This window comes from Haliea sp. E17, assembly GCF_048323675.1.
In the GTDB taxonomy this organism is placed as follows: Bacteria; Pseudomonadota; Gammaproteobacteria; order Pseudomonadales; family Halieaceae; genus Mangrovimicrobium.
This window is the reverse complement of the sequence record NZ_JBLWFK010000002.1, coordinates 865641-885305: the sequence shown is the minus strand read 5'-3', so window position 1 is coordinate 885305 and position 19665 is coordinate 865641. Positions and strand designations below refer to the sequence as shown.

20 protein-coding genes are annotated in these 19665 nt (G+C 64.1%); 13 read left to right on the top strand and 7 right to left on the bottom strand.

Annotation, left to right across the window (positions count from 1 at the left end; all coding sequences use genetic code 11):
* Positions 1 to 19 precede the first annotated feature (19 nt).
* Positions 20 to 751: a hypothetical protein gene (locus ACNKU3_RS07085; protein WP_418258719.1), complete on the top strand. Its 732-nt coding sequence runs from the start codon at positions 20 to 22 to the stop codon at positions 749 to 751.
* A gap of 12 nt (positions 752 to 763) precedes the next feature.
* Here the strand turns inward: ACNKU3_RS07085 and ACNKU3_RS07080 are convergent, their stop codons facing one another.
* Positions 764 to 1234, bottom strand: a complete 471-nt coding sequence (locus ACNKU3_RS07080) for a YbjN domain-containing protein (RefSeq protein WP_418258718.1) — start codon at positions 1232 to 1234, stop codon at positions 764 to 766.
* Between the two features lie 143 nt (positions 1235 to 1377).
* Here ACNKU3_RS07080 and ACNKU3_RS07075 point away from each other — a divergent pair, with 143 nt between their 5' ends.
* From ACNKU3_RS07075 to ACNKU3_RS07060, 4 genes are all read left to right on the top strand, one after another.
* Complete coding sequence (locus tag ACNKU3_RS07075) at positions 1378 to 2130, top strand: transporter substrate-binding domain-containing protein (RefSeq protein WP_418258717.1); 753 nt, start codon at positions 1378 to 1380, stop codon at positions 2128 to 2130.
* 31 nt (positions 2131 to 2161) lie between these two features.
* A complete protein-coding gene (locus ACNKU3_RS07070) occupies positions 2162 to 2857 on the top strand; it encodes a nitroreductase (RefSeq protein ID WP_418258716.1) in 696 nt (231 codons plus the stop codon).
* 32 nt (positions 2858 to 2889) lie between these two features.
* Positions 2890 to 3288 carry an MAPEG family protein gene (locus tag ACNKU3_RS07065; RefSeq protein WP_418258715.1) on the top strand — a complete coding sequence of 133 codons (399 nt, stop codon included), beginning with the start codon at positions 2890 to 2892 and terminating at the stop codon, positions 3286 to 3288.
* 236 nt (positions 3289 to 3524) lie between these two features.
* Positions 3525 to 4586 carry a hypothetical protein gene (locus ACNKU3_RS07060; protein WP_418258714.1) on the top strand — a complete coding sequence of 354 codons (1062 nt, stop codon included), beginning with the start codon at positions 3525 to 3527 and terminating at the stop codon, positions 4584 to 4586.
* Between the two features lie 66 nt (positions 4587 to 4652).
* Here ACNKU3_RS07060 and ribB read toward each other — a convergent pair whose 3' ends face one another.
* From ribB to ACNKU3_RS07045, 3 genes are all read right to left on the bottom strand, one after another.
* Positions 4653 to 5768: a 3,4-dihydroxy-2-butanone-4-phosphate synthase gene (gene ribB, locus ACNKU3_RS07055; protein ID WP_418258713.1), complete on the bottom strand. Its 1116-nt coding sequence runs from the start codon at positions 5766 to 5768 to the stop codon at positions 4653 to 4655.
* Positions 5769 to 5821: 53 nt separating this feature from the next.
* Positions 5822 to 7003, bottom strand: coding sequence for a thiolase family protein (locus tag ACNKU3_RS07050; RefSeq protein ID WP_418258712.1), 1182 nt, complete (start codon positions 7001 to 7003; stop codon positions 5822 to 5824).
* Positions 7004 to 7343: 340 nt separating this feature from the next.
* Positions 7344 to 8366, bottom strand: a complete 1023-nt coding sequence (locus ACNKU3_RS07045; RefSeq protein ID WP_418258711.1) for a GlxA family transcriptional regulator — start codon at positions 8364 to 8366, stop codon at positions 7344 to 7346.
* Positions 8367 to 8471: 105 nt separating this feature from the next.
* Between ACNKU3_RS07045 and ACNKU3_RS07040 the strand changes: the two genes are divergently transcribed.
* Positions 8472 to 10328 carry a beta-ketoacyl synthase gene (locus tag ACNKU3_RS07040; protein WP_418258710.1) on the top strand — a complete coding sequence of 619 codons (1857 nt, stop codon included), beginning with the start codon at positions 8472 to 8474 and terminating at the stop codon, positions 10326 to 10328.
* Between the two features lie 602 nt (positions 10329 to 10930).
* Here ACNKU3_RS07040 and ACNKU3_RS07035 read toward each other — a convergent pair.
* Together ACNKU3_RS07035 and pspF are read right to left on the bottom strand one after the other, a co-directional pair.
* On the bottom strand, positions 10931 to 12394 hold the full coding sequence (locus tag ACNKU3_RS07035; RefSeq protein WP_418258709.1) for an NAD-dependent succinate-semialdehyde dehydrogenase: 1464 nt from the start codon (positions 12392 to 12394) through the stop codon (positions 10931 to 10933).
* A gap of 122 nt (positions 12395 to 12516) precedes the next feature.
* Complete coding sequence (gene pspF / locus ACNKU3_RS07030) at positions 12517 to 13530, bottom strand: phage shock protein operon transcriptional activator (RefSeq protein ID WP_418258708.1); 1014 nt, start codon at positions 13528 to 13530, stop codon at positions 12517 to 12519.
* A gap of 227 nt (positions 13531 to 13757) precedes the next feature.
* On the opposite strand from pspF, the gene ACNKU3_RS07025 reads away from it, so the two are divergent.
* The 4 genes from ACNKU3_RS07025 to ACNKU3_RS07010 all read left to right on the top strand — a co-directional run bounded on the left by ACNKU3_RS07025 (position 13758) and on the right by ACNKU3_RS07010 (position 15461).
* Positions 13758 to 13940 (top strand): hypothetical protein, encoded by a 183-nt coding sequence (locus ACNKU3_RS07025; RefSeq protein WP_418258707.1) that lies wholly within the window; start codon positions 13758 to 13760, stop codon positions 13938 to 13940.
* A gap of 13 nt (positions 13941 to 13953) precedes the next feature.
* Positions 13954 to 14631: a phage shock protein PspA gene (gene pspA, locus ACNKU3_RS07020; RefSeq protein WP_418258706.1), complete on the top strand. Its 678-nt coding sequence runs from the start codon at positions 13954 to 13956 to the stop codon at positions 14629 to 14631.
* Positions 14632 to 14703: 72 nt separating this feature from the next.
* Complete coding sequence (gene pspB, locus ACNKU3_RS07015; protein ID WP_418258705.1) at positions 14704 to 14964, top strand: envelope stress response membrane protein PspB; 261 nt, start codon at positions 14704 to 14706, stop codon at positions 14962 to 14964.
* The gene (locus ACNKU3_RS07010) at positions 14961 to 15461 is read left to right on the top strand and encodes a PspC domain-containing protein (protein WP_418258704.1); all 501 of its coding nucleotides are present in this window, start codon (positions 14961 to 14963) and stop codon (positions 15459 to 15461) included. Before pspB ends, ACNKU3_RS07010 begins: the two co-directional genes overlap by 4 nt.
* A 36-nt stretch (positions 15462 to 15497) precedes the next feature.
* Here ACNKU3_RS07010 and ACNKU3_RS07005 read toward each other — a convergent pair whose 3' ends face one another.
* Positions 15498 to 16595, bottom strand: a complete 1098-nt coding sequence (locus ACNKU3_RS07005; protein WP_418258703.1) for a PA0069 family radical SAM protein — start codon at positions 16593 to 16595, stop codon at positions 15498 to 15500.
* A 126-nt stretch (positions 16596 to 16721) separates the two neighbouring features.
* Between ACNKU3_RS07005 and ACNKU3_RS07000 the strand changes: the two genes are divergently transcribed.
* The 3 genes from ACNKU3_RS07000 to ACNKU3_RS06990 all read left to right on the top strand — a co-directional run bounded on the left by ACNKU3_RS07000 (position 16722) and on the right by ACNKU3_RS06990 (position 19555).
* Entirely contained in the window at positions 16722 to 17750 is a 1029-nt protein-coding gene (locus ACNKU3_RS07000) for an AraC family transcriptional regulator (RefSeq protein ID WP_418258702.1), read from the top strand.
* Between the two features lie 64 nt (positions 17751 to 17814).
* Positions 17815 to 18684, top strand: a complete 870-nt coding sequence (locus ACNKU3_RS06995; RefSeq protein ID WP_418258701.1) for a universal stress protein — start codon at positions 17815 to 17817, stop codon at positions 18682 to 18684.
* Positions 18685 to 19156: 472 nt separating this feature from the next.
* The gene (locus ACNKU3_RS06990; protein ID WP_418258700.1) at positions 19157 to 19555 is read left to right on the top strand and encodes a hypothetical protein; all 399 of its coding nucleotides are present in this window, start codon (positions 19157 to 19159) and stop codon (positions 19553 to 19555) included.
* The last annotated feature ends 110 nt before the right edge of the window (positions 19556 to 19665 follow it).

The following is a 19665-nucleotide window of genomic DNA, read 5'->3' as shown; positions in this document are numbered from 1 at the left end:
CAGGGAGAGGGAAGCAAGCGTGGGAGCCAGCGGCGCGACCCAGCAGTCTTTCTCGGTCCGCGAAATCGTCCGTGAGTCCTGGCGGATTGGTTCTACCTGCAAACTGGAAGCCTGTGCCTGCTGGCTGCTGTTCATCGGTAGCGCGGTCATACTCACCGCCGCCTTTACCTTGCTGGGCGGCGCTGAACCTGGCAGCACCCAGGAAATTTTCGGGATTTCAACCTACCCGGGGTTCCTCGATGAGCTCGCGCAAACCATTGTGCTGTTGCCGATGGTCGGCGGCCTGTGGGTGGCTGGTGTCGCCTTCGCGCGGGGTAACCACCCGCGATTCTGGAGCCTGTTGTACTGGTACGGCTACACCCTCAAGCTGTTGCTGGTCAGTATCTTCTCCCACATCCTGATCTTCCTCGGCCTGTTGTTGCTGGTATTGCCGGGCATCTATCTCGCGGTCAGCTTCCAACTGGCCATCCCGATCGCCGTCGACAAGCAGTGTGGTCCGTTTGCAGCGATCGCACAGTCCTGGCGAATTATTCATCGCTGCTGGTTCCGGGTGCTGGCGCTGGATTGTATTGCGGTACTCGCGGTGCTGGGCTCACTGGTCCTGTTCGGCATTCCGCTGATCTGGGTGATGCCGGCTATCCTTGTCGGCCGCGGCCTGCTCTATGAGCAACTGGTCGGAATCGAGACGGAGACCCTGCGCAAGTTGTCCTACAATCCCGGGCCTTCGGGCCTGCGTTCGCAATCCGGGTAGTCGCGACTGTTCTCAGTGCAGGGCGTGGGAGCCCGGTGTGAGGCTGGGATCGGCCGGGGCGAACAGGTAGTTGAGCTGCAGGCATTCCTCCGCCACTTTTCGCGTAGCGGCCACGGTAGTGCCGACAAAAGTCGCGAACTGTTCGAGGGTAAGCCCCGCGGCGCCCAGTTGCGGGCTGGCTACCACCAGCTGCGGCGTCGCATCGTCGACCACGTCCTGGAACATTTTCAGGGTCGGGTAATCCATGCACAGCCTGCCCAGGTCCGCCGCGAGCGGCAGCAGGGCCATCGGGCGGATTTCCAGTTCGGTGGTCAGCAATAACCCCCAGGGCTCGAGAAACAGCCGGCTGTCGATGACGCCTTCGATATCCTGGAGGATCGGCAGGTGCAGGCCAGGGCACTGGTCACAGGTGTGAAATTCGACCCGGGCTTCTGCCAGCCAGTCTTCGAGGAGTTTGCGGGTGAGGGTTTCGGGTGAGCTCATCTTTACATGCGTGACAGGGTTTTCGCCCCATTCTACGGCAGGGAAGTACAGTTCCCAAGCACACTTTTCAGTTTCGCGGTTTGGCGAGACCGCGATGAGTGGTAAAGTCATGGCCGGAAAATAAACCCGCTCGAGGAGTGTTCATGGGGAAAATAATATCCGCCCTGGTCCTGATTCTGTGCTTTCCCCTGCTGGCATCGGCGGCAGGCGAGTTGCGCGTCGGTATGACCACCGACTACCCACCGCTGGCGTTCAGGCAGAGCGGCGAAGTGTTCGGGGTAGAGGCCGACAATGCCAGGGCCGTGGGTAAAATCCTCTCGCGGCAAGTCCGCATCGTGGAACTGCCCTTCGCGGAACTGATCCCCGCATTGCAGGCGGGCCGGATCGACGTGATCATGTCCGGTCTCAGCGCGACCGCCGAGCGCAGCCGCGAGGTCCAGTTTACCGAACCCTACCTGCGGGTTGGCCAGATGGCGATCATCCACCGCGACAAGGTGGGAAGCTTTTCCCAGCCCTGGGCGATCTACCGCGAAGGGGTGCGCATCGGCGTCGAACCGGATACCACCGGTGCAGCCTTTGCCGCGCGGGAATTGCCGGATGCCGAGATAAAATTCTTTGCGGACTCCGCGGCAGCTTTCCAGGCCTTGCGCAATAACCTGATCGATATCTACATCCACGACGCGCCCACCAGCTGGCAGCTGGCCAACAGCAAGCAGGACCAGGACCTGATCAGCATGTACCGGCCGCTGACCGAGGAAATGCTGGCATGGGCAGTGCGCAAGGACGACCAGGCGCTCGCCGGGGAATTGAACCGCAGCCTGCAACTGATGCGCAGCAACGGTACCCTGGACTACATACTCAACCGCTGGATACCAGTGACCATTGAAGTGCAGTGAGTCCGCCGGGACCCGGGGGAGAACAGTTACAGTGCAGGAATCCACAGGCATGGCGCAGGGCGATATGGCGGCCTTTGAGCAGCTGGTGACAGCGCGCCGCTCCATCCGCGCTTTTTTACCGCGAGCTGTCGAACCCGCTGTGCTGGAGCGGATCTTTCTCGCCGCCCAGCGGGCGCCCAGCAACTGCAATACCCAGCCCTGGAGCGTACACGTCGCCTCCGGTGGCACCCTGGCAGCGTTGCGCAAGGCACTGCCGGAAGCCTTTGCCGTTGGCGACCTGAGCCTGGATTATCCCTATGACGGCACCTATCCCGGCGTGTTCCGGGAACGCCAGCACGCCGCTGCGCAGGCACTCTACACAGCAGCGGGTATCGCGCGCAGCGACCGCGAGGGGCGCGATACCCAGTTCCGGCAGAACTTCCGTTTCTTCGACGCGCCGCACGTCGCCTTCCTGTTTCTCCCGGAAGTTTTCGGCCTGCGCGAAGCGGCGGATGTCGGCATGTACGCCCAGAACCTGATGCTGGCGATCACCGCCCACGGCCTCGGCAGCTGCCCGCAAACATCGCTCGGTTTTCTCGCCGAACCGGTGCGCGAAATCCTCGGCGTGGAAGCGGGGCTGAAACTCCTGTTCGGTATTTCCTTCGGTTATCCTGACTGGAGCGCGCCGGTCAATGAATGCCAGACTACTCGCGCCGAGCTTTCCACAGTGGTCACCTTTCACCAATAAACTGATAAATCCCACAACCGCGGAGAACAAAAATGAATATCCCACTGCTCTGTGTTGCACTCCTGGCCCTGCTGACCATCGCCGCGGGCTTTCGCGTATCCATGGCCCGGGCCAGTACCGGCATCGTCCAGGGCTACCCCGACGATCCCTCGAACATCCTGCACAAAGCCGTGCGCGCCCACGGCAACACCGTCGAATACGCGCCGGTCATCGCACTGCTCATCTACATCCTGGGCGCCTACAACCCGCCGTTCTGGCTGGTGATCTGCATGGTCCTGGTGACCGTGGCCCGCTACATGATCTACTTCGGCCTGCTGCTGTCGCCGACGATCAACAAGCCGCATCCGCTGCGTTTCCTGGGCGCATTGCTCACGTATATCTTTGGCATTGTGCTGGCAGTGTATCTCGCCTGGGTGGCGCTGGTTGCCTAGGCCAGCGTGCGGCAGGCTTACTGGCTTGTAATTTGTTTCCAGACTTTTGCTCGGGCAGACTGGAGCCCGGGCACACGAAATCATCAATCGTACGCCGTCGCCTTTCGGGCGGCACAGCGCCAGGGGCGTCGGCCAATACCACCCCGGCACGAGCGGTGTTGGCTGACGACCCGACTTACAGCGTGCTTTATCCACAAGAGCAGCCTCGCACATAAAAGAAAACGGAGCCGAACAAAATGCCATTGACCCTGGAACAGATGACCAACGGTCTCACCCCCGAACACGATTACTTCTTCCCCAGTTGCCCCGACAACCCCGAAATGCGCGAGAGCACCTCGGTCTGGCTGTTCGAGGAAAACGGCAAGTTCGGCTTCCCCCGTTTTGGCATCGAGGGCGAGGCCCACTCCTGGGATAACCGTCTCTACCACTGCAACTTCGCCCTCGAGGGCGGCAGGGTACTGCTCGACGCCGGGCGCGGACCGGCACCGGATGTCATGGGCCCGGCCGGCAAACCCTCGGTGTTCGGCGCCGGTCCCGTGACCTTCCAGTGCCTGGAGCCCTTCCGCCGCTGGCACATGGTCTACGAGGGCACGCCACAGGAGGGGACCATCGAGGAACTGGTCCAGGGCCCGCTTACCGGCAGCAAGCTCATTCCGGTAAAGCTGGAAGTGGAACTGGTGATGGAAACCCCGGCCTGGGTGCAGGACTATTCGCCGGAGAAAGTGGCGAAAATGTCGAAGAAAGAACAGGACGATGCCCAGAGTATGGGCATCGGCTGGCGCCTCGAACACCTCTGCCGGGGGCAGGGCGAACTGACCATTGACGGGACGACCCGTGAATTCAACCTGCTGGGCTCGCGGATCAAGCGGCAGAGCGTGCGACCCCTGGATGCCTTTCGCGGCCACTGCTGGCAGTCTGCGGTGTTTCCCGACGGCCGCGCCTTCGGCACCATTGCCTATCCCGCGAGTGACACGGCGCCCCAGTACAACATCGCCTACGTGGTGGTGGACGGCAGGATGTACCCCGCGCGGGCGACCCGGATTCCCTACATCCAGCAGGTGCTGGCGGAGGGTGACGACGTTACGCTGGAGCTGGAGTCCGAGCTCGGTACCCACCGCATTGGCGGCACAACCTGCCTGTCGACCTTCCGCGTCAACAACCCCGACATGGCCGCACTGGGCGCGCCCGGTTTCACCCTGCAACAGGGCGGCGCGCGCTACACCTGGGACGGCATGACCGCCTACGGGATGATCGAACGATCCGCCACCGGCAAGCAGATGGCCGAGGGATACGCCTAGAAAATTGCCCGCGGCTGGTGTGGGCGACAGCCGGCCACTCGCGAGAGCCGCCGGCTGTACCGAGGCTCAGGGCTCGACGAAGTCGGTGACTTCCAGCTGGAAACCGGAGAGGGCGTTGAAGTGGATCGGCGCTGACATCAGGCGCATGCGGCCCACGCCGAGGCGCTTGAGGATCTGCGAGCCGGTACCGATCAGGCGGTAGTTGGTCTGGCCTGCCGAATCCGCCCCGCCGGTGACCCGCGCGGGTTCGGGGAAACGGGCGACTTCCGCCAGCGCCTGTTCGGTGCTGGTGGGCTGGCCGAGCAGGACCACCACGCCGCAGCCTTCTTCCGCCACCTTCTGCATGGCGCGGCGGTAGGACCAGCCGGAACTGGAACTGTCGATACGGGTGCCCAGCACGTCGCGCAGGGTATTGATGCCCTGCACGCGGACCAGTACGTCCCGCGCCTCGTCGATCGTGCCGCAGCTCAGGGCATAGTGCACCGTGTCGTCGATCAGGTCGTGGAAGGTGTGCAGTTCGAAGGGGCCGAACTCGGTTTCCACTGCTTTGCTGCTGTGCAGTTCCACCGATTGCTCGTGCAGGGCGCGGTACTGGATCAGGTCGGCAATGGTGCCGATGTGCAGGCCGTGTTTCTCGGCGAACACCTCGAGTTGCGGGCGGCGCGCCATGGTGCCGTCCTCGTTCATGATCTCGACGATCAGGGCCGCGGGTTCGAAGCCCGCCATGCGGGCCAGGTCGACGCCGGCCTCGGTGTGGCCGGCGCGGCGCAGCACGCCGCCGGGCTTGGCGACCAGGGGGAAAATATGCCCGGGTTGCACGATGTCGCCGGGTACCGCGTTGGGCGCCACTGCCTTGAGGACAGTGTGCGCGCGCTGTGCCGCGCTGATGCCGGGGCCCATTTTCTCCGCGGCGTCGATCGAGACCGTGAAGTTGGTCTCGTGCTGGGAGCGGTTGTCGCGCACCATCAGCGGCAGCTGTAACTGCCGCGCCCGCTCCTCGGTGATCGGCATGCAGATCAGCCCGCAGGCCTCGCTGGCGAAGAAGTTGATGATTTCCGGGGTCACCGCTTCCGCGGCGACGATCAGGTCGCCCTCGTTCTCGCGGTCTTCGTCGTCCATGAGGATGACCATCCGGCCGGCGCGGATGTCGTCGAGGATGTCCGGGATACTGCTCAGTGCCATGGTGGCTCCGTGTTGCAATGCAGCGGGCGGGCAGGACCCGCCCGCCAGTCAGGTCAAAGCAGCTCGATGGCGACCGCGGTGGCTTCGCCGCCGCCGATGCACAGCGTGGCGATGCCGCGCTTCTTGCCCATCTGCTGCAGGGCGTACATCAGGGTGACGATGATGCGCGAGCCGGTGGAGCCGATGGGGTGACCCATGGCGCAGCCGCCGCCGTAGACGTTGACCTTGCTGTGGTCGAGGCCGAGGTCCTGGATGGCCATCATCACGACCATGGCGAAGGCCTCGTTGATTTCCCACAGGTCGACGTCGTCGACGGTCCAGTCCAGCTTGGCCAGCAGCTTGTTGACCGCGCCGATCGGGGCGGTGGTGAACAGGCTGGGCTCCTGGCTGTGACGGCTGTGACCGAGAATGCGCGCCATCGGCTTGAGGCCGCGGGCTTCGGCTTCGCTGCCGCTGGTGATCACCAGGGCGCTGGCGCCATCGGAAATGGAGCTGGAGTTGGCCGCGGTGATGGTGCCGTCCGCGGCGAAGGCCGGGCGCAGGTTGGGAATCTTGGCCGGGTCAGCGCTGTAGGGCTGTTCGTCGTTCTCGACCAGCACGTCGCCCTTGCGGGTCTTGACCGTTACCGGAGCCATTTCGGCCTTCAGGGCGCCGCTTTCGATGGCGCTGCGGGCGCGGTTCAGGGACTCGATCGCGTAGGCGTCCATCTGCTCGCGGGTAATGCCGCGGTCGTCGGCGGTCTTCTGGGCAAAGCTGCCCATCGCGCCGCCAGTGTAGGCGTCTTCCAGGCCGTCGAGGAACATGTGGTCATAGAGCGACTTGTGACCGTTACGCACACCGCCACGGGCGTCCTTGATCAGGTGCGGGGCGTTGCTCATGCTCTCCATGCCGCCGGCGACCACGATCTTGTTGGTGCCTGCCTTGATGCTGTCGTGGGCGAACATGGCCGCCTGCATGCCGCTGCCGCAGACCTTGTTCAGGGTAACCACACCGGTGGACTTCGGGATGCCGGCGCCGAGGGAGGCCTGGCGGGCCGGGCTCTGGCCGAGGCCGGCGGGCAGCACGCAGCCCATGAAGGTTTCATCCACGTCCGCCGGTGCGATGCCGCTGCGTTCCAGGGCTTCTGCAATGGCTACCGAGCCCATCTGGGGTGCGGTCATGGTGGAAAGGCCGCCCAGGAGGCTGCCCATAGGGGTGCGGGCGCCGCTGACGATGACTACCGTTTCTTCGCTCATACCGATCTATCGCTCTGTGGGAGATTGGGGGATATTTCAAGGGGCGCTCATTTAGCCACAGGCGGGGCTTTTCCTCAAGTTGCGTCTGGTGGGTGTGGAGGCTCTCCCGGAGTCTTCTTCTGGTGCTTCGGCCGCCGAGCGCGAGACGAAACCTGCCCCGCTGGAACACGCCAAAAAGCGCACATCCATGTGCCGGCTCGGTCGGCGACGTCCTGTCGCCTCACGGTTCCAGCGGGGCAGGTTCCGTCTCACACTCTAACTGCAGCGCGAAATTCAAATTGGGAATCGGTCAAGATGGAGTGGGGTCGCTGTTCCGGCCTGTGCAATGTTCAGGAGAAAGTCACGACCCCGCTGTGGTGCCGGTCTCCGGCGCGAACAGCTTCCCGCGCACCGCTTCCCGATAGCGCCCCGGACTGATCCCGGCGTGCTGGCGGAACAGCTTGCCGAAGTGGCTGACATCCTGGAAACCGACCTGCCAGGCGATCTCGCCGACCGAGAGGTTGCTGTGGCGCAGGAGGTCGCGGGCCTCGTTGACCCGCAACCGCTGCAGCCACTGCTGCGGGCTGCTGCCGGTGGCGAGGCGGAAACGACGGTTGAGGGTGCGGGTGCTGAGCCCGAGCCTTTCGGCGAGGCTGGCGATATCCGCGCCGCTGGAGAGATTGTCGCGCAGCCACTGCTGGGCCTGCAGTACGGCCTCGTCGTGGTGGCTGGTGTCGGTGCCGGTCTGGTAGGCGGCGGCGCGGAAGGAGCGGCGAATTTCCGGCGAGAACTGGTTTTCGACGGCGCGGGAGATGCCGTGGCCGTACCAGCCCTCGACGATATGGACCATCAGGTCGGCGATCGAATTCACGCTGCCGACGCAGTAGATATTGCCCGCCTGGGTGATCAGGTGGCGGGACTTGAGGTTCACCCGGGGATAGCGCCGGGCGAAGTGGTCGAAGTAATTCCAGTGAGTGGTGGCGGGGCGTCCGTCGAGCAGGCCGGCTTCCGCGAGCAGGCAGGTGCCGGTGCCCACCGCACAGACCAGGGTGCCGTTCTGCGCCAGTTCGCGCAGCCGACCGCCCCAGTTGCGGGTGCTGGCGATGACGGTTTGCGGGTCGCGCCAGATACCGGGAATGATCAGCAGGTCCTGTGCGCCGAGACTGTTGGCGTCGAGGTCGGCGTTCAGGGTGATGCCGCTGAACAGTTGCACCGGCCCGGCCTCGTGCGCCGCCAGCTTCAGTTCCACCCCGCGGCTGTGGCGGCTGCGCACCCGCGCCATCTGCGCCGCGGCGTGCAGGATCTCCAGCGGCAGGGTGATGCTGGTAGCCAGGGCCTGTGGATAGAGAAGGGCGGCGATGCGGTACACGGCGGGTGGGTCCATTGTCAATAATGCCATAAATTATGGCAGATACAGCCTCGTTTTGCCGGTCCCCTCGCCGTAGACTTGTTTTATCCATCTTTAAAGTTTTATTCAGGGAAGCAGTACATGGGCAGGCAGCGTTTACCGGTTATCGTCAGTCTCGGTGGCTTCAGCGGGGCGGGGCGGACATCCGGTCACCACGGCGTTGCGCGCATGGCCTATGGCGCGATGGCGCGCCCGACCCAGGAGCGCACGCTCTCCGCCCTCGGCGCCATGATGGGTATTGCAGATCCCCTCGACCGCGAACAGTACATTCTCGACCACACCCTGATTCGCCGCATCGAGTCGCAGCACTTCGACGTGGACGCCGTGCTCTGGAACCAGCGTTTCCCCACCGAGAGCAACGGCCACCCGGTGACCTTCGATATCGAGCGTCGCCACCTGCCGGACGACATCCCGCCCAACTGGAAGATCACCCCGACCTCGGTTACCCACGTCAACGTGAATATCCAGGGGCAGCAGGAATTCCTCCTGCCCACCGAGCGCGAGTTCGAGGTGAAAGCCGCCTGCCAGCTTCCCACCGGTTACGAACCCGGCAAGCTCTACGCCTCCCGCAGCCATCCCCGCGGCCTGCAGATGACGGTCTGTGCAGCCTCCGACACTCTCGGTTACCTCGGCATCGACTGGGAAACCATTCGCCAGAAGGTGCCCGCGGACCAGATCAGCGTCTACGCCGGCAGCGCCATGGGCCAGCTGGATAATTTCGGCGCCGGCGGCCTGCTCAAGTCGCGCTATATCGGCAAGCGGGTGACCTCCAAGTACTGCCCCCTCAGCCTGGTGGAAATGCCCTCGGACTTCATCAACGGCTACATCCTCGGCACCATGGGCTCCACCGGGGCGACCGCCGGCGCCTGCGCTTCCTTCCTCTACAACATGAAAAACGGCATCGCCGATATCCGTGCCGGTCGCGCGCGGGTGGCCTTCGTCGGCGCCGCGGAAGCGCCCATCCACCCGGAAGTCATGGAGGGTTACTACGCCATGGGCGCGCTGGCTTCGGACAAGGAACTGCGCGCCCTCGATGGCCTCGACGCCGGTGCAGAGCTGGATTACCGCCGCGCCTGCCGGCCGTTCTCCAACAACTGCGGTTTCACCATCGCCGAGTCGGCGCAGATGATCATCCTGATGGACGACGAACTGGCGATGGAACTGGGCGCGACAATCTTCGGCGCCGCGCCGGAAGTCTTCGTCAATGCCGACGGCTTCAAGAAATCCATTTCCGGCCCCGGTGTCGGCAATTACATCACCATGGGACGGGCGCTGGCCGCCACCCGGGCGATGCTCGGCGAGGACCTCCTGCGCCACGGCGGCATGGTGCAGGCCCACGGCACCGGTACACCGCAGAACCGCGTCACCGAATCCGAGATCATGAGCCGCGTTGCCGGCGCCTTCGGTATCGAGCAATGGCCGGTCACCGCCCTGAAATGCTACCTCGGCCACTCCCTGGGCGCGGCATCCGGCGACCAGGTCACCGCGACCCTCAGCATGTGGGCACACGGCGTCCTCCCCGGCATCACCACCATCGAGGAACTTGCCGCGGACGTCAGCACCGAGCACCTGGCCTTCAGCCGCGAACACCGCCACTTCGACCCGGAGCAGTCCGCCTACGCGATCATCAACTCCAAGGGCTTCGGCGGCAACAACGCCTCCGCCACCATGCTCAGCCCGGCGATCACCCGCCGCATGCTGCAGCAGCGCTATTCCGCGGAGGAATGGCGCAACTATGAAGCTGCCAACGAAAAGGTCCGCGAAGCGCAGCACGACCACGACGAGGGCATGATCGCGGGCACCCGCGAGCCGGTCTACCACTTCGACTACGGCGTCCTGCTGGATGGCGACGTCGACCTGGGTCCGCGGCAGATGAGCGTCGGCGGCCTGCCGGTGAACCTCGACCTGCCGAATCCGTTCGACGACATGAAGCTCTGATTGAGCTTTTACCCTGGTATTTGAACTTTAGAATATTCCCGAAGTGGTCTAGCTTCGGGTTCACATTCGTGGGTGGTAGTTCTATTGACGGCTCGGGCACGAGATAGTGCAGCCCGAAAACCGCAAAAGCGCCATCCATGGCCTCAGACGTTTTCGCGCAGCACTATCTCGCACCCGATCCTCGCTCAAACCGATCGAACAGTTTGCACTTCGTTAGCTCCGGGGGTGGCACTCAGTTAGGGGTGTCGACCGAGAAAGGCCTGGCCGGGGCGTCCGAGGACATGGATGTCCGAGGCCGAGCCTGCACATGGATGTGCGCTTTTTGGCGGTCCCGGCCAGGCCTTTCTCGGGCGGCGACCCGGGCTACAGCGTACCTTTCCCAAGCCAATCGAATCGACCAATCCCGGGATACAGCGCTCCCAAGTCAGCCTAACGGAACCAGCAACATCCCGGCATCATGGTGCCCATGCCGGAATTAAGAATCGAGGCAACCGGAAGACCGGGGAGCGAGAAAAGAGTATGGGGGGTAGAAATATCGCCCTGGGCCGAAACGCCAGACCAGAAGGTCCAGCGCCCAGCCCGGGACTGGAAAAGAAGTGGGCTTAGCGGTCCAGCCCACCCATCAGCATGTACTTGATCTCGACGTAATCGTCGATCCCGTACTTGGAGCCCTCGCGACCGGAACCCGATTCCTTGACCCCGCCAAACGGCGCCATCTCGTTCGAGATGATGCCCTCGTTGATGCCGACGATGCCGTACTCCAGGGCCTCGGCGACCCGCCAGATACGGCCGATATCGCGGGTGTAGAAGTAGGAGGCGAGCCCGAACTCCGTGTCGTTGGCCATGGCGATCACTTCTTCCTCGGTGGAGAAACGCACCACCGGCGCGACCGGGCCGAAGATCTCGTTGCGGAACACCGCCATCTCCGAGGTCACTTCCGTCAGGATGGTCGGCTGGTAGAAGCACTCGCCCAGGTCGTGGCGTCCGCCGCCCAGGGCGACCTTCGCGCCGGCGCCGACAGAAGCCTGTACCAGTTCATCGACATCGTTGACCGCCTGGGCATTGACCAGCGGACCGATGGTGATGCCGTCCTGCATGCCGTTGCCCACGTTGAATTCCGCGGTGGCCTTGACCAGTTTTTCCACGAAGGCGTCGTAGACACTGTCCTGGACCAGCAGGCGGTTGGAGCAGACGCAGGTCTGGCCCGAGTTGCGGTACTTGGAAATCAGGGCGCCCTGCACCGCGGCGTCGAGGTCTGCGTCGTCGAAGACAATGAAGGGCGCGTTGCCGCCGAGTTCCATGGAGGTTTTCTTCATGGTCGCCGCGCACTCGGCTTCCAGTTGCTTGCCCACCGGGGTGGAGCCGGTGAAGGTGAGCTTGCGTACGATGGGGTTGGAGGTCATCTCCGCGCCGATCTGGCTGCTGCTGCCCGCGAGTACGTTGATCACGCCGGCGGGCACGCCCGCACGGGAAGCCAGTTCCGCCATGGCGAAGGCAGAGAGCGGGGTCTCGGTGGCGGGCTTGATGACGATGCTGCAGCCGGCGGCCAGGGCCGGGGCGGCCTTGCGCGCGATCATCGCGTTGGGGAAGTTCCAGGGGGTGATGGCCGCCACCACGCCGACCGGCTGCTTGATGCAGACGATACGCTTGTCGGGGGAGGGGCCGGGGATGACGTCGCCGTCGATGCGCTTGGCCTCTTCGCCGAACCACTCGACGAAGGCCGCGCCGTAGGCGACTTCACCGCGGGACTCGGCAAGCACCTTGCCCTGCTCGGCGGTCATGATGATGGCCAGGTCTTCCTGGTGCTGCATCATCAGGTCGAACCATTTGCGCATGATATTGGCGCGGGCCTTGGCCGGCAGCACCTTCCAGGCCTGCATGGCGGTTTCCGCCGCGGCGATGGCGCGCGCGGTCTCCGCGGTGCCGACCTTGGCGACCTCGGCAATGACTTCGCCGTTGGCCGGGTTGCGCACCGGGAAGGTCGCGCCGTCGTCGGCGTCCACCCACTCGCCATTGATGAAGGCCTGGGTTTTCAGCAGTTGCGGGTCGGACAGGGGCAGTGTCATCTCGGCGTCCTTTTTCGATCGGGTTCATTCGGGTTGGAATAGTAAGGGCGCAACTATACTCCAAACATACCCTCGGGGGGGAAGGCGAGGGCAAGAAAATAGCCCGCCATGTCACTTTGGTACTAGTTTCGCTGCCGCCGGGACAGCTTGTGCTTGCGCACCAGGCCGCGCATCTGGTCATAGCTGAGGCCGAGGGCGTCGGCGGCTCGCCGCTGGTGGTGGTCGTGGCGGGCGAGGGCGGATACCAGGCACTGGCGCTCCACCGCGTTGATATGGGCGTTGAGGTCGTCGACCTGTCGTTCCGGCGCCGCCGCCGTTGCTGTGTCCGGTGCGGTCGCCGCTGCGGCGGGTGCTTCGGCCCAGGGCTGCTGGAAGGGATCGATAACGATTTCGTCGACCGGCAGTTCGGCGGTGCCCCAGCGGTACAGCGAGCGCTCCACCGCGTTTTTCAGCTCGCGCACATTGCCCGGCCAGTCGTGGCTGAGCAGGGTGTCGAAGGCCGCCGGGCTGAATCCGGGAAACAGCTCCCAGCCCAGTTCCGCGCTCATCTGCACGGCGAAGTGATTGGCCAGTTCGGCGATATCCTCGCTGCGCTGTCGCAGGGGGGGCAGGTGGACCACGTCGAAACTCAGCCGGTCGAGCAGGTCGGCGCGAAAGTTGCCGGCGCGGGCCATTGCAGGCAGGTCCGCGTTGGTGGCGGCGATCACCCGGACGTCCACGGCAATGGCCTTCTGTCCGCCCAGGCGTTCGAACTCGCCGTACTCCACGACGCGCAGCAGTTTTTCCTGCAGGCGGGCGGACATGGTGCCGAGCTCGTCGAGGAACAGGCTGCCGCCGTCGGCGCGCTCGAAGCGCCCGATGTGGGCGCGGGTCGCGCCGGTGAACGCGCCGGGTTCGTGGCCGAACAGTTCCGATTCCAGCAGGGTTTCGGCCATCGCCGCACAGTTTACCTTGAGCAGGGGGGCGTCCCAGCGCTGCGACAGGAAATGCATGCGCTGCGCCGCGAGTTCCTTGCCCGTACCCCGTTCGCCGAGGATCAGCACCGGTCGCGAGATGGGCGCGAGCTGGGAAATGTGGTCCAGGGCGTCCGCCAGGGCGGGTGAATTGCCGATGATATTGTCGTTGCTGCGCTTCATAGGCTAATAATACCCGAATAGGTATAAATGGCCCTATAAAAAGGTATAAATTACCTTATATATCGGGAGAAAATTGCCTGTATCTCCGTAACACATTGATAGTTATGGGAAAAACAGTTCTGGCACGGAAGCTGAAATACAAGGGGAAACAGGCGGATATCCCGCACCCGCGTTTGGCGGGGCAGAGGATCCGCGGGGAATGGAAAACCAGCAGTAGGGAGTAGGGTATGCACAGTTTCGGTGAACGTCTGATGGTCTACGCGGCGCTGCTTGTGCTGTGCGCCATGACCGCCATCGCGGTCAATCCGGCCGCCGGCGCATTGAGTTTGCTGCAGATCGTCGTGGTGATCGAGTTAATCAACTGGCTGGCCAGTCCGGCCGATTCCGCGCAAGCGCGGGGCAACAAGTAACAGGAGAGCAGGTATGGGCATTTTTTCCCGTATGACAGACATCATCAATTCCAACCTCAACGCGTTGTTGGACCAGGCGGAAGACCCGCAGAAGATGATTCGCCTCATCATCCAGGAGATGGAGGACACGCTGGTCGAAGTCCGCTCCTCCTCCGCCCGGGTGCTGGCGGATCGCAAGACCGCCGTGCGCAAGCTCGAGCGGGTCAAGGCCGACGCGGCCAGCTGGGAAGACAAGGCCAAACTGGCGATCAGCAAGGGCCGCGAGGATCTCGCCCGCGCCGCGTTGCAGGAAAAGCACGCAATCGAGGAGGAAGTGGCCGCCATTGAAGTCGAATTGAAGGCGGCCGACGACCACATCGGCCAGCTCAACGACGAGGTGGCCCAGTTGCAGCAGAAGCTGAACGACGCCCGCGCCAAGCAGAAGGCCCTGGCGCTGCGCAGCCGCACGGTTGAATCGCGGATCAAGGTGAAACGCCAGATCCAGCGCGAGGCCCTCGATGACGCCTTTGCCCGCTTCGAGCATTACGAGCGGCGCATGGACAACATGGAAAGCCAGCTGGAATCCATGGACCTCGGGCGCGATGTCCCCGGCGATCTCGCCTCGGAAATCGAGGCCCTGGCCGAGGATGAGCGCATCAGCGACGAGATCGAGCGCCTGAAGGCGGAAATGAACAAGCGCAGCGACGGCTGACAGCGGTTGGTGTGCTGGACTTTTAATGGCAGCATGCGTATTCCCGCAGCTGGCCTGGCAAAGGACAAGTAGATGGAATTCTGGAACTTCCTGTTCGTGCCCACAATCCTGTTCATGGTGATCGTGGCGCCGGTCTGGATTGTGATGCACTACCAAAGCATGCGCCGTTCCTCGCGCAGCCTTTCGGCGGAGGACCGCGAAACCGTCGAGCACATGCTGGAGACGGTCGACACCCTTACCGAGCGCATAGCCACCCTGGAATCGCTGCTGGATGCGGATCACCCCGAATGGCGGGACTCCGTGCGCGAGCGGGTGCAAGAGGAGAGACAATGATGAGTTACGATCGCGACAACTCACGCAACGGCCGGCGTCAGCGCAAGAGCTTCAAGCGCAGCCGCGCGCGGGGCTGGGGCATGGGCCTGTACCGCAATACCCGGGATGGCAAGGTCGGCGGTGTGTGCGCCGGGCTCGCGGACCACTTCGATATCGCCCACTGGGTCATGCGCCTGATGTGGGTCGGCGGATTCCTGTTTACCGGCACGCTGGCCCTGTGGGCCTACCTGGCGGCCTGGATCCTGTTGTCACCCCAGCCCAGCCGTTACGGCGGTGCGGCGCAGGGCGATGACACTGACGACAGCGTGGCGATGGAATACGACGAGCGCTATCACGACTACCGGCCGCGGCGGGCATTTCGCTACCCGGAGCCCGGCACCGTGCGCCTGAACCGCGCCCGCGAGCGGCTCGACGATGCGCTGCGGCGGGTGGAAAACATGGAATCCTACGTGACCTCCCGGCGCTTCAACCTGGACCGGGAGTTCTCCCGGCTCTAGGGCGCGCTGCCCCCCCCCAAAAAAAACGTCGCCAGGTCAGCCGAACAGGTCGATCTGGCGACTGTCGTTAGGGCGCGCAGAACGCGACGGCGGCCGGAACAGGTCGGTGCGTTGCGCGCGTGGCTCCCCCGCATTCAATCCCAGCCTGCGGCAGGCGACGCGAAAGCGCTGCGCCAGCAATTCCGCGAACGGCCCCTGGCCACGCATGCGCTGGCCGAAGCGGCTGTCGTTGTCGCGGCCGCCACGACACTGCCTGACGAGACTCATGACGTGCGCCGCCTTCAGCGGGTAGTGCTGCTGCAGCCATTCCTGGAACAGCCCCGCCACCTCCAGGGGCAGGCGCAGCAGTTGCATGGCGGCCGCGGCGGCCCCGGCGGCCGCCACTGCCTGCAGTATCGCTTCCATTTCGCTGTCGTTGAGGCCGGGAATGACCGGTGCGAAGAGCACCGAGACCGGCACGCCGGCGCTGCTGAGTTCGCTGATCGCGGACAGCCGCGCGGCAGCGGATGCGGCGCGGGGTTCCATGGCGCGTTTCAGGTCCGCGTCGAGAGTCGTCACACTGATGATGACACTGCACAGGCCATCGCGGGCCAGGTCGGACAGCAGGTCGATATCCCGGGTTACCAGTGCGCCCTTGGTGATCAATGCGACGGGGTGGCGGGTTTCACAGGCCACTTCCAGAATCTGCCGGGTGATCCGGTGCTCCTTTTCCACGGGCTGGTAGGGGTCGGTGTTGGCGCCGATGGTGATGGATTCGCAGCGATAACCGGGTTTTGCCAGCTCCTGGCGCAGCTGGTCGGCCGCGTTGTGCTTGTAGGTAAGCCGGGTCTCGAAATCCAGGCCCGGGGAGAGGTCGAGGTAGGCGTGGGTGGGGCGCGCGTAACAGTAGGCACAGCCGTGTTCACAGCCCTGGTAGGGATTGATCGACTGGCTGAACGGGAGGTCCGGGGAGCGGTTGCGGCTGATGATGCTGCGCGCGGTCACCGCCCGGCATTCGGTGACCGGGCTCGGGCCAATGACGCCGTCGTCCCAGGCTACCGCGGTGCCCTGGTAACGACTGGGGGCATTGCTCAGGGCGCCGCGGCCGCGGTGATGGGCCTGTTGCGCGATGATGGGAACCTCGCCCTTTGCCATGGCGCTCTCCGGATAACTGTATATAAATACAGTATCTCTTCGGCGCTGAATACGCAAGCGGCGGCGGGTGGTCTGGGCCCCTCGCGAACGCTACTATTAGGCGCAAAGGATTCCGTGGGACAGGGAATGAACGCACCACTAGCGCTGCGACACTCGGTGCTGGGAACATCGGTTCTGCCGGTGGCCCAGGCATTGCGCCTCTATGGCCTGGAACCACTGGAGGTCATGTCCCATGTGGGACTGGACGCCGCCAAACTGGCCGATCCGGACTGGCGTATTCCCAATACCCGGTTCGCCGCGCTGATGGACTACAGTGTCGAGATCACCGGCGACGAGGCTTTCGGGCTGGTAGCCGCGGAACAATTGCGGCCACAGGTCCTGCGCGGCCTGGGCCTGGCGTGGCTGGCCAGCGACACCGTGTACGCGGGGTTGCAGCGGCTGGTGCGCTTCGGCAAGCTGGTGAGCACCTCGGCCCATATCCGCATGCGCGAGGAGGCCGACCTGGTGCATATCGAATTCGGCAAGCCGCTGCTCGGTGACAGCAAGGGCTACGTCAACCGCGACTACATGGTGGGTTCGGTGGTGCGCATGTGCAACCTCGTGCTCGGCGAGTTCATCGCTCCGGCGGGGGTCTGCCTGGACCGGCCCGAGCCGGAAAATCCCCAGCGCTGGGAGTCCATGCTCTGCAGCCGGGTGGCCTTCGGTTGCGATACCTGCACCCTTAGCTGGTACCGCCCCGACATCATCGAGCCGCTGGTGACCGGCAACCCGGCGCTGGCCAGGGCCAACGATGAAATTTCCGAGGCCTACCTGAAAAATTTTCTCGGCCGCTCCACCGCCCGCGACGTGGCCGACAAAATCCTCGAACTGCTGCCCGACGGCCCGCCCAGCCAGCAGCAGGTCGCCGATGAATTACACGTCAGCAACCGCACCCTGCAGCGCAAGCTGAAGGAAGAGGGCACCAGCTTTTCCGACCTGCTGCAGGACACCCGCCTGCAACTGGCGCGCAAGTACCTCAACCAGGGCAGTCGCTCGGTAGTGGAGACTGCCTACCTGCTCGGCTTTTCCGAGCCCAGTACCTTTTCCCGCGCCTTCAAGCGCTGGACCGGGCTGGCCCCCGCCGAATTTCGCGAGGCCGCCCGCGCCGCGGAGTGAATCCCGCTGGAATCCCCCGGGGCAGGCCCTATAATCGGTGCCGACACGCCAGAGGAGTCACAGCATGGGGAAAGTTCTGATCATCGCCGACCAGAAGGGTGAGGGCTGCGCGTTGCCGCGGGGGCTGCGTATGGCGGCCCTGCTGGGCCAGGAAGCCGAGGTCGTCGCCTTCGAGTACGCGCCGCTGGCGCAGTTGAAGCTCAAGGGCAACGGCAAGGCCGCGGTCAAAAGCGGCCTGCTTGAACGCCGTCGCAAGACCCTGGAGGGTTTCATCGACAAAAACGCCGCCGAGGGGCAGAAAGTCAGCCTGCGGGTGCTCTGGGAAAAGGACGTCGCTCCCTGGGTTTGCGCGCGCTGCGAGTCCGGTAAGTACAGCTACGTGGTGAAGACCGGCAGGCGCACTGAAACCCTGGTGCACACCTCCACCGACTGGGCGCTCCTGCGCAACTGTGCGGCGCCGGTCCTGATCGTCGCGGAGAACCAGTGGCGACGGACTCACCCGGTGATGGCGGCGCTGGACCTGGCCAGTTCCGGCAAGGTGAAGAAACAGCTCAACGAAACCATCCTGGCGACGGCCCAGGCGCTGGCCCTGGCCATGGACGAGAAGCTGGAAATCATCTGCGCGGTGGAAGTGCCCGCGCTGCTGCGCGAACTCGACCTGGTGGACACCCGCAGCTATGTTGCGGATGCGCGCGCGGCGATGGCGCCGCAGGTAAAATCCCTGGCGGAGAAATTCTCTATCCCGGCCCGGGCCTTCAAGGTCAAGCGCGGCCCGGTGGAGAAGGTGATCGCCAGTGAGGCCGCCGCGCGCCGCGCCCAGTTAGTGGTGATGGGGACCGTGGGGCGCAAGGGGATCAAGGCGCGGTTGATCGGCAATACAGCAGAACGGGTGCTGCAGCACCTGAAAACGGACGTCCTCGCCATCCGGCCATAATTGATTAAAAAATATTCAGCCAAAAATTTGCTATTTTGCAATCGCAGGCTATTTTTTTAGTTAGCACGCTGCTTCCTGCAGGTGCTATCACGTCCCCTGGCCGATGTTTCTGCCCCGAAACATACGGCTATTAGCCCGCCCCCCACGCCAGTGGCTGGCGGGCTTTTTTGGAGTGGCGCAGCCTTCGCCACTGCTCCCCCCACAGTACCCCTGAATCCCCTGGCCGATGTCGAGCCCCCGCCGTTTCCCACTGCCGGCAGCGGCCGGCCCACGCCATATCCCCCTGTTGACCGCGAGGCGCACCCAGGCCTGCCGTCGCGGTCAATTCACCGCGTGCGCCGCCCCATCAAGACGCTTGACGCCAGCGGCCATGCCGTTGGCGTGAACTGCCATGTGGAAATTGCCTGCCGACCCCTACCATGGGAACCATAGCGAGGGGCCATACGCCCCAGGGGAGAAAAGGAGAGCAGCCATGCACGAACTTGTAGAACGTATCCGCGAACCGGAACTCTGTTACGTATTTGCCCGCAACGCACAGCGTCAGGGGCACCCGGACCTGGCCGTACAGGCCTACCGCCGGGCAGTGGACCTGCGCGCCGAAAGCTACGGCGCCGAGAACGAGGCGGAGCTCGCGGCAGTCAAGGCCATCTATGCCTACGAAGAGGCGATGAGCGAAATGCGCGGCAAGCGCACCCGTGCGACCGGCACCTGGCAGATGGTAAGGCGCGTCGGCCTGCTGCCGACCCTGCGCAAGCGGCTGGAAGCCAACAGCCAGGACGATGTCCTGCCGGCACTGCGCGCCCTGGGCATGGAAGATTACAGTTTTGAAGCGGTGTGTCGCCAGTATCCGGAGATCGCCGAGGCCGCCTGAAGCGGCTGACAGTCCCCTTGGGGAATCTTGAGTAAGAGATCCCTACCTTGGCCCGGCCCCAGCTGTAACGGGGAACAACCGGGCTTTTTTTCGTTCCCTTTTTCACAAAC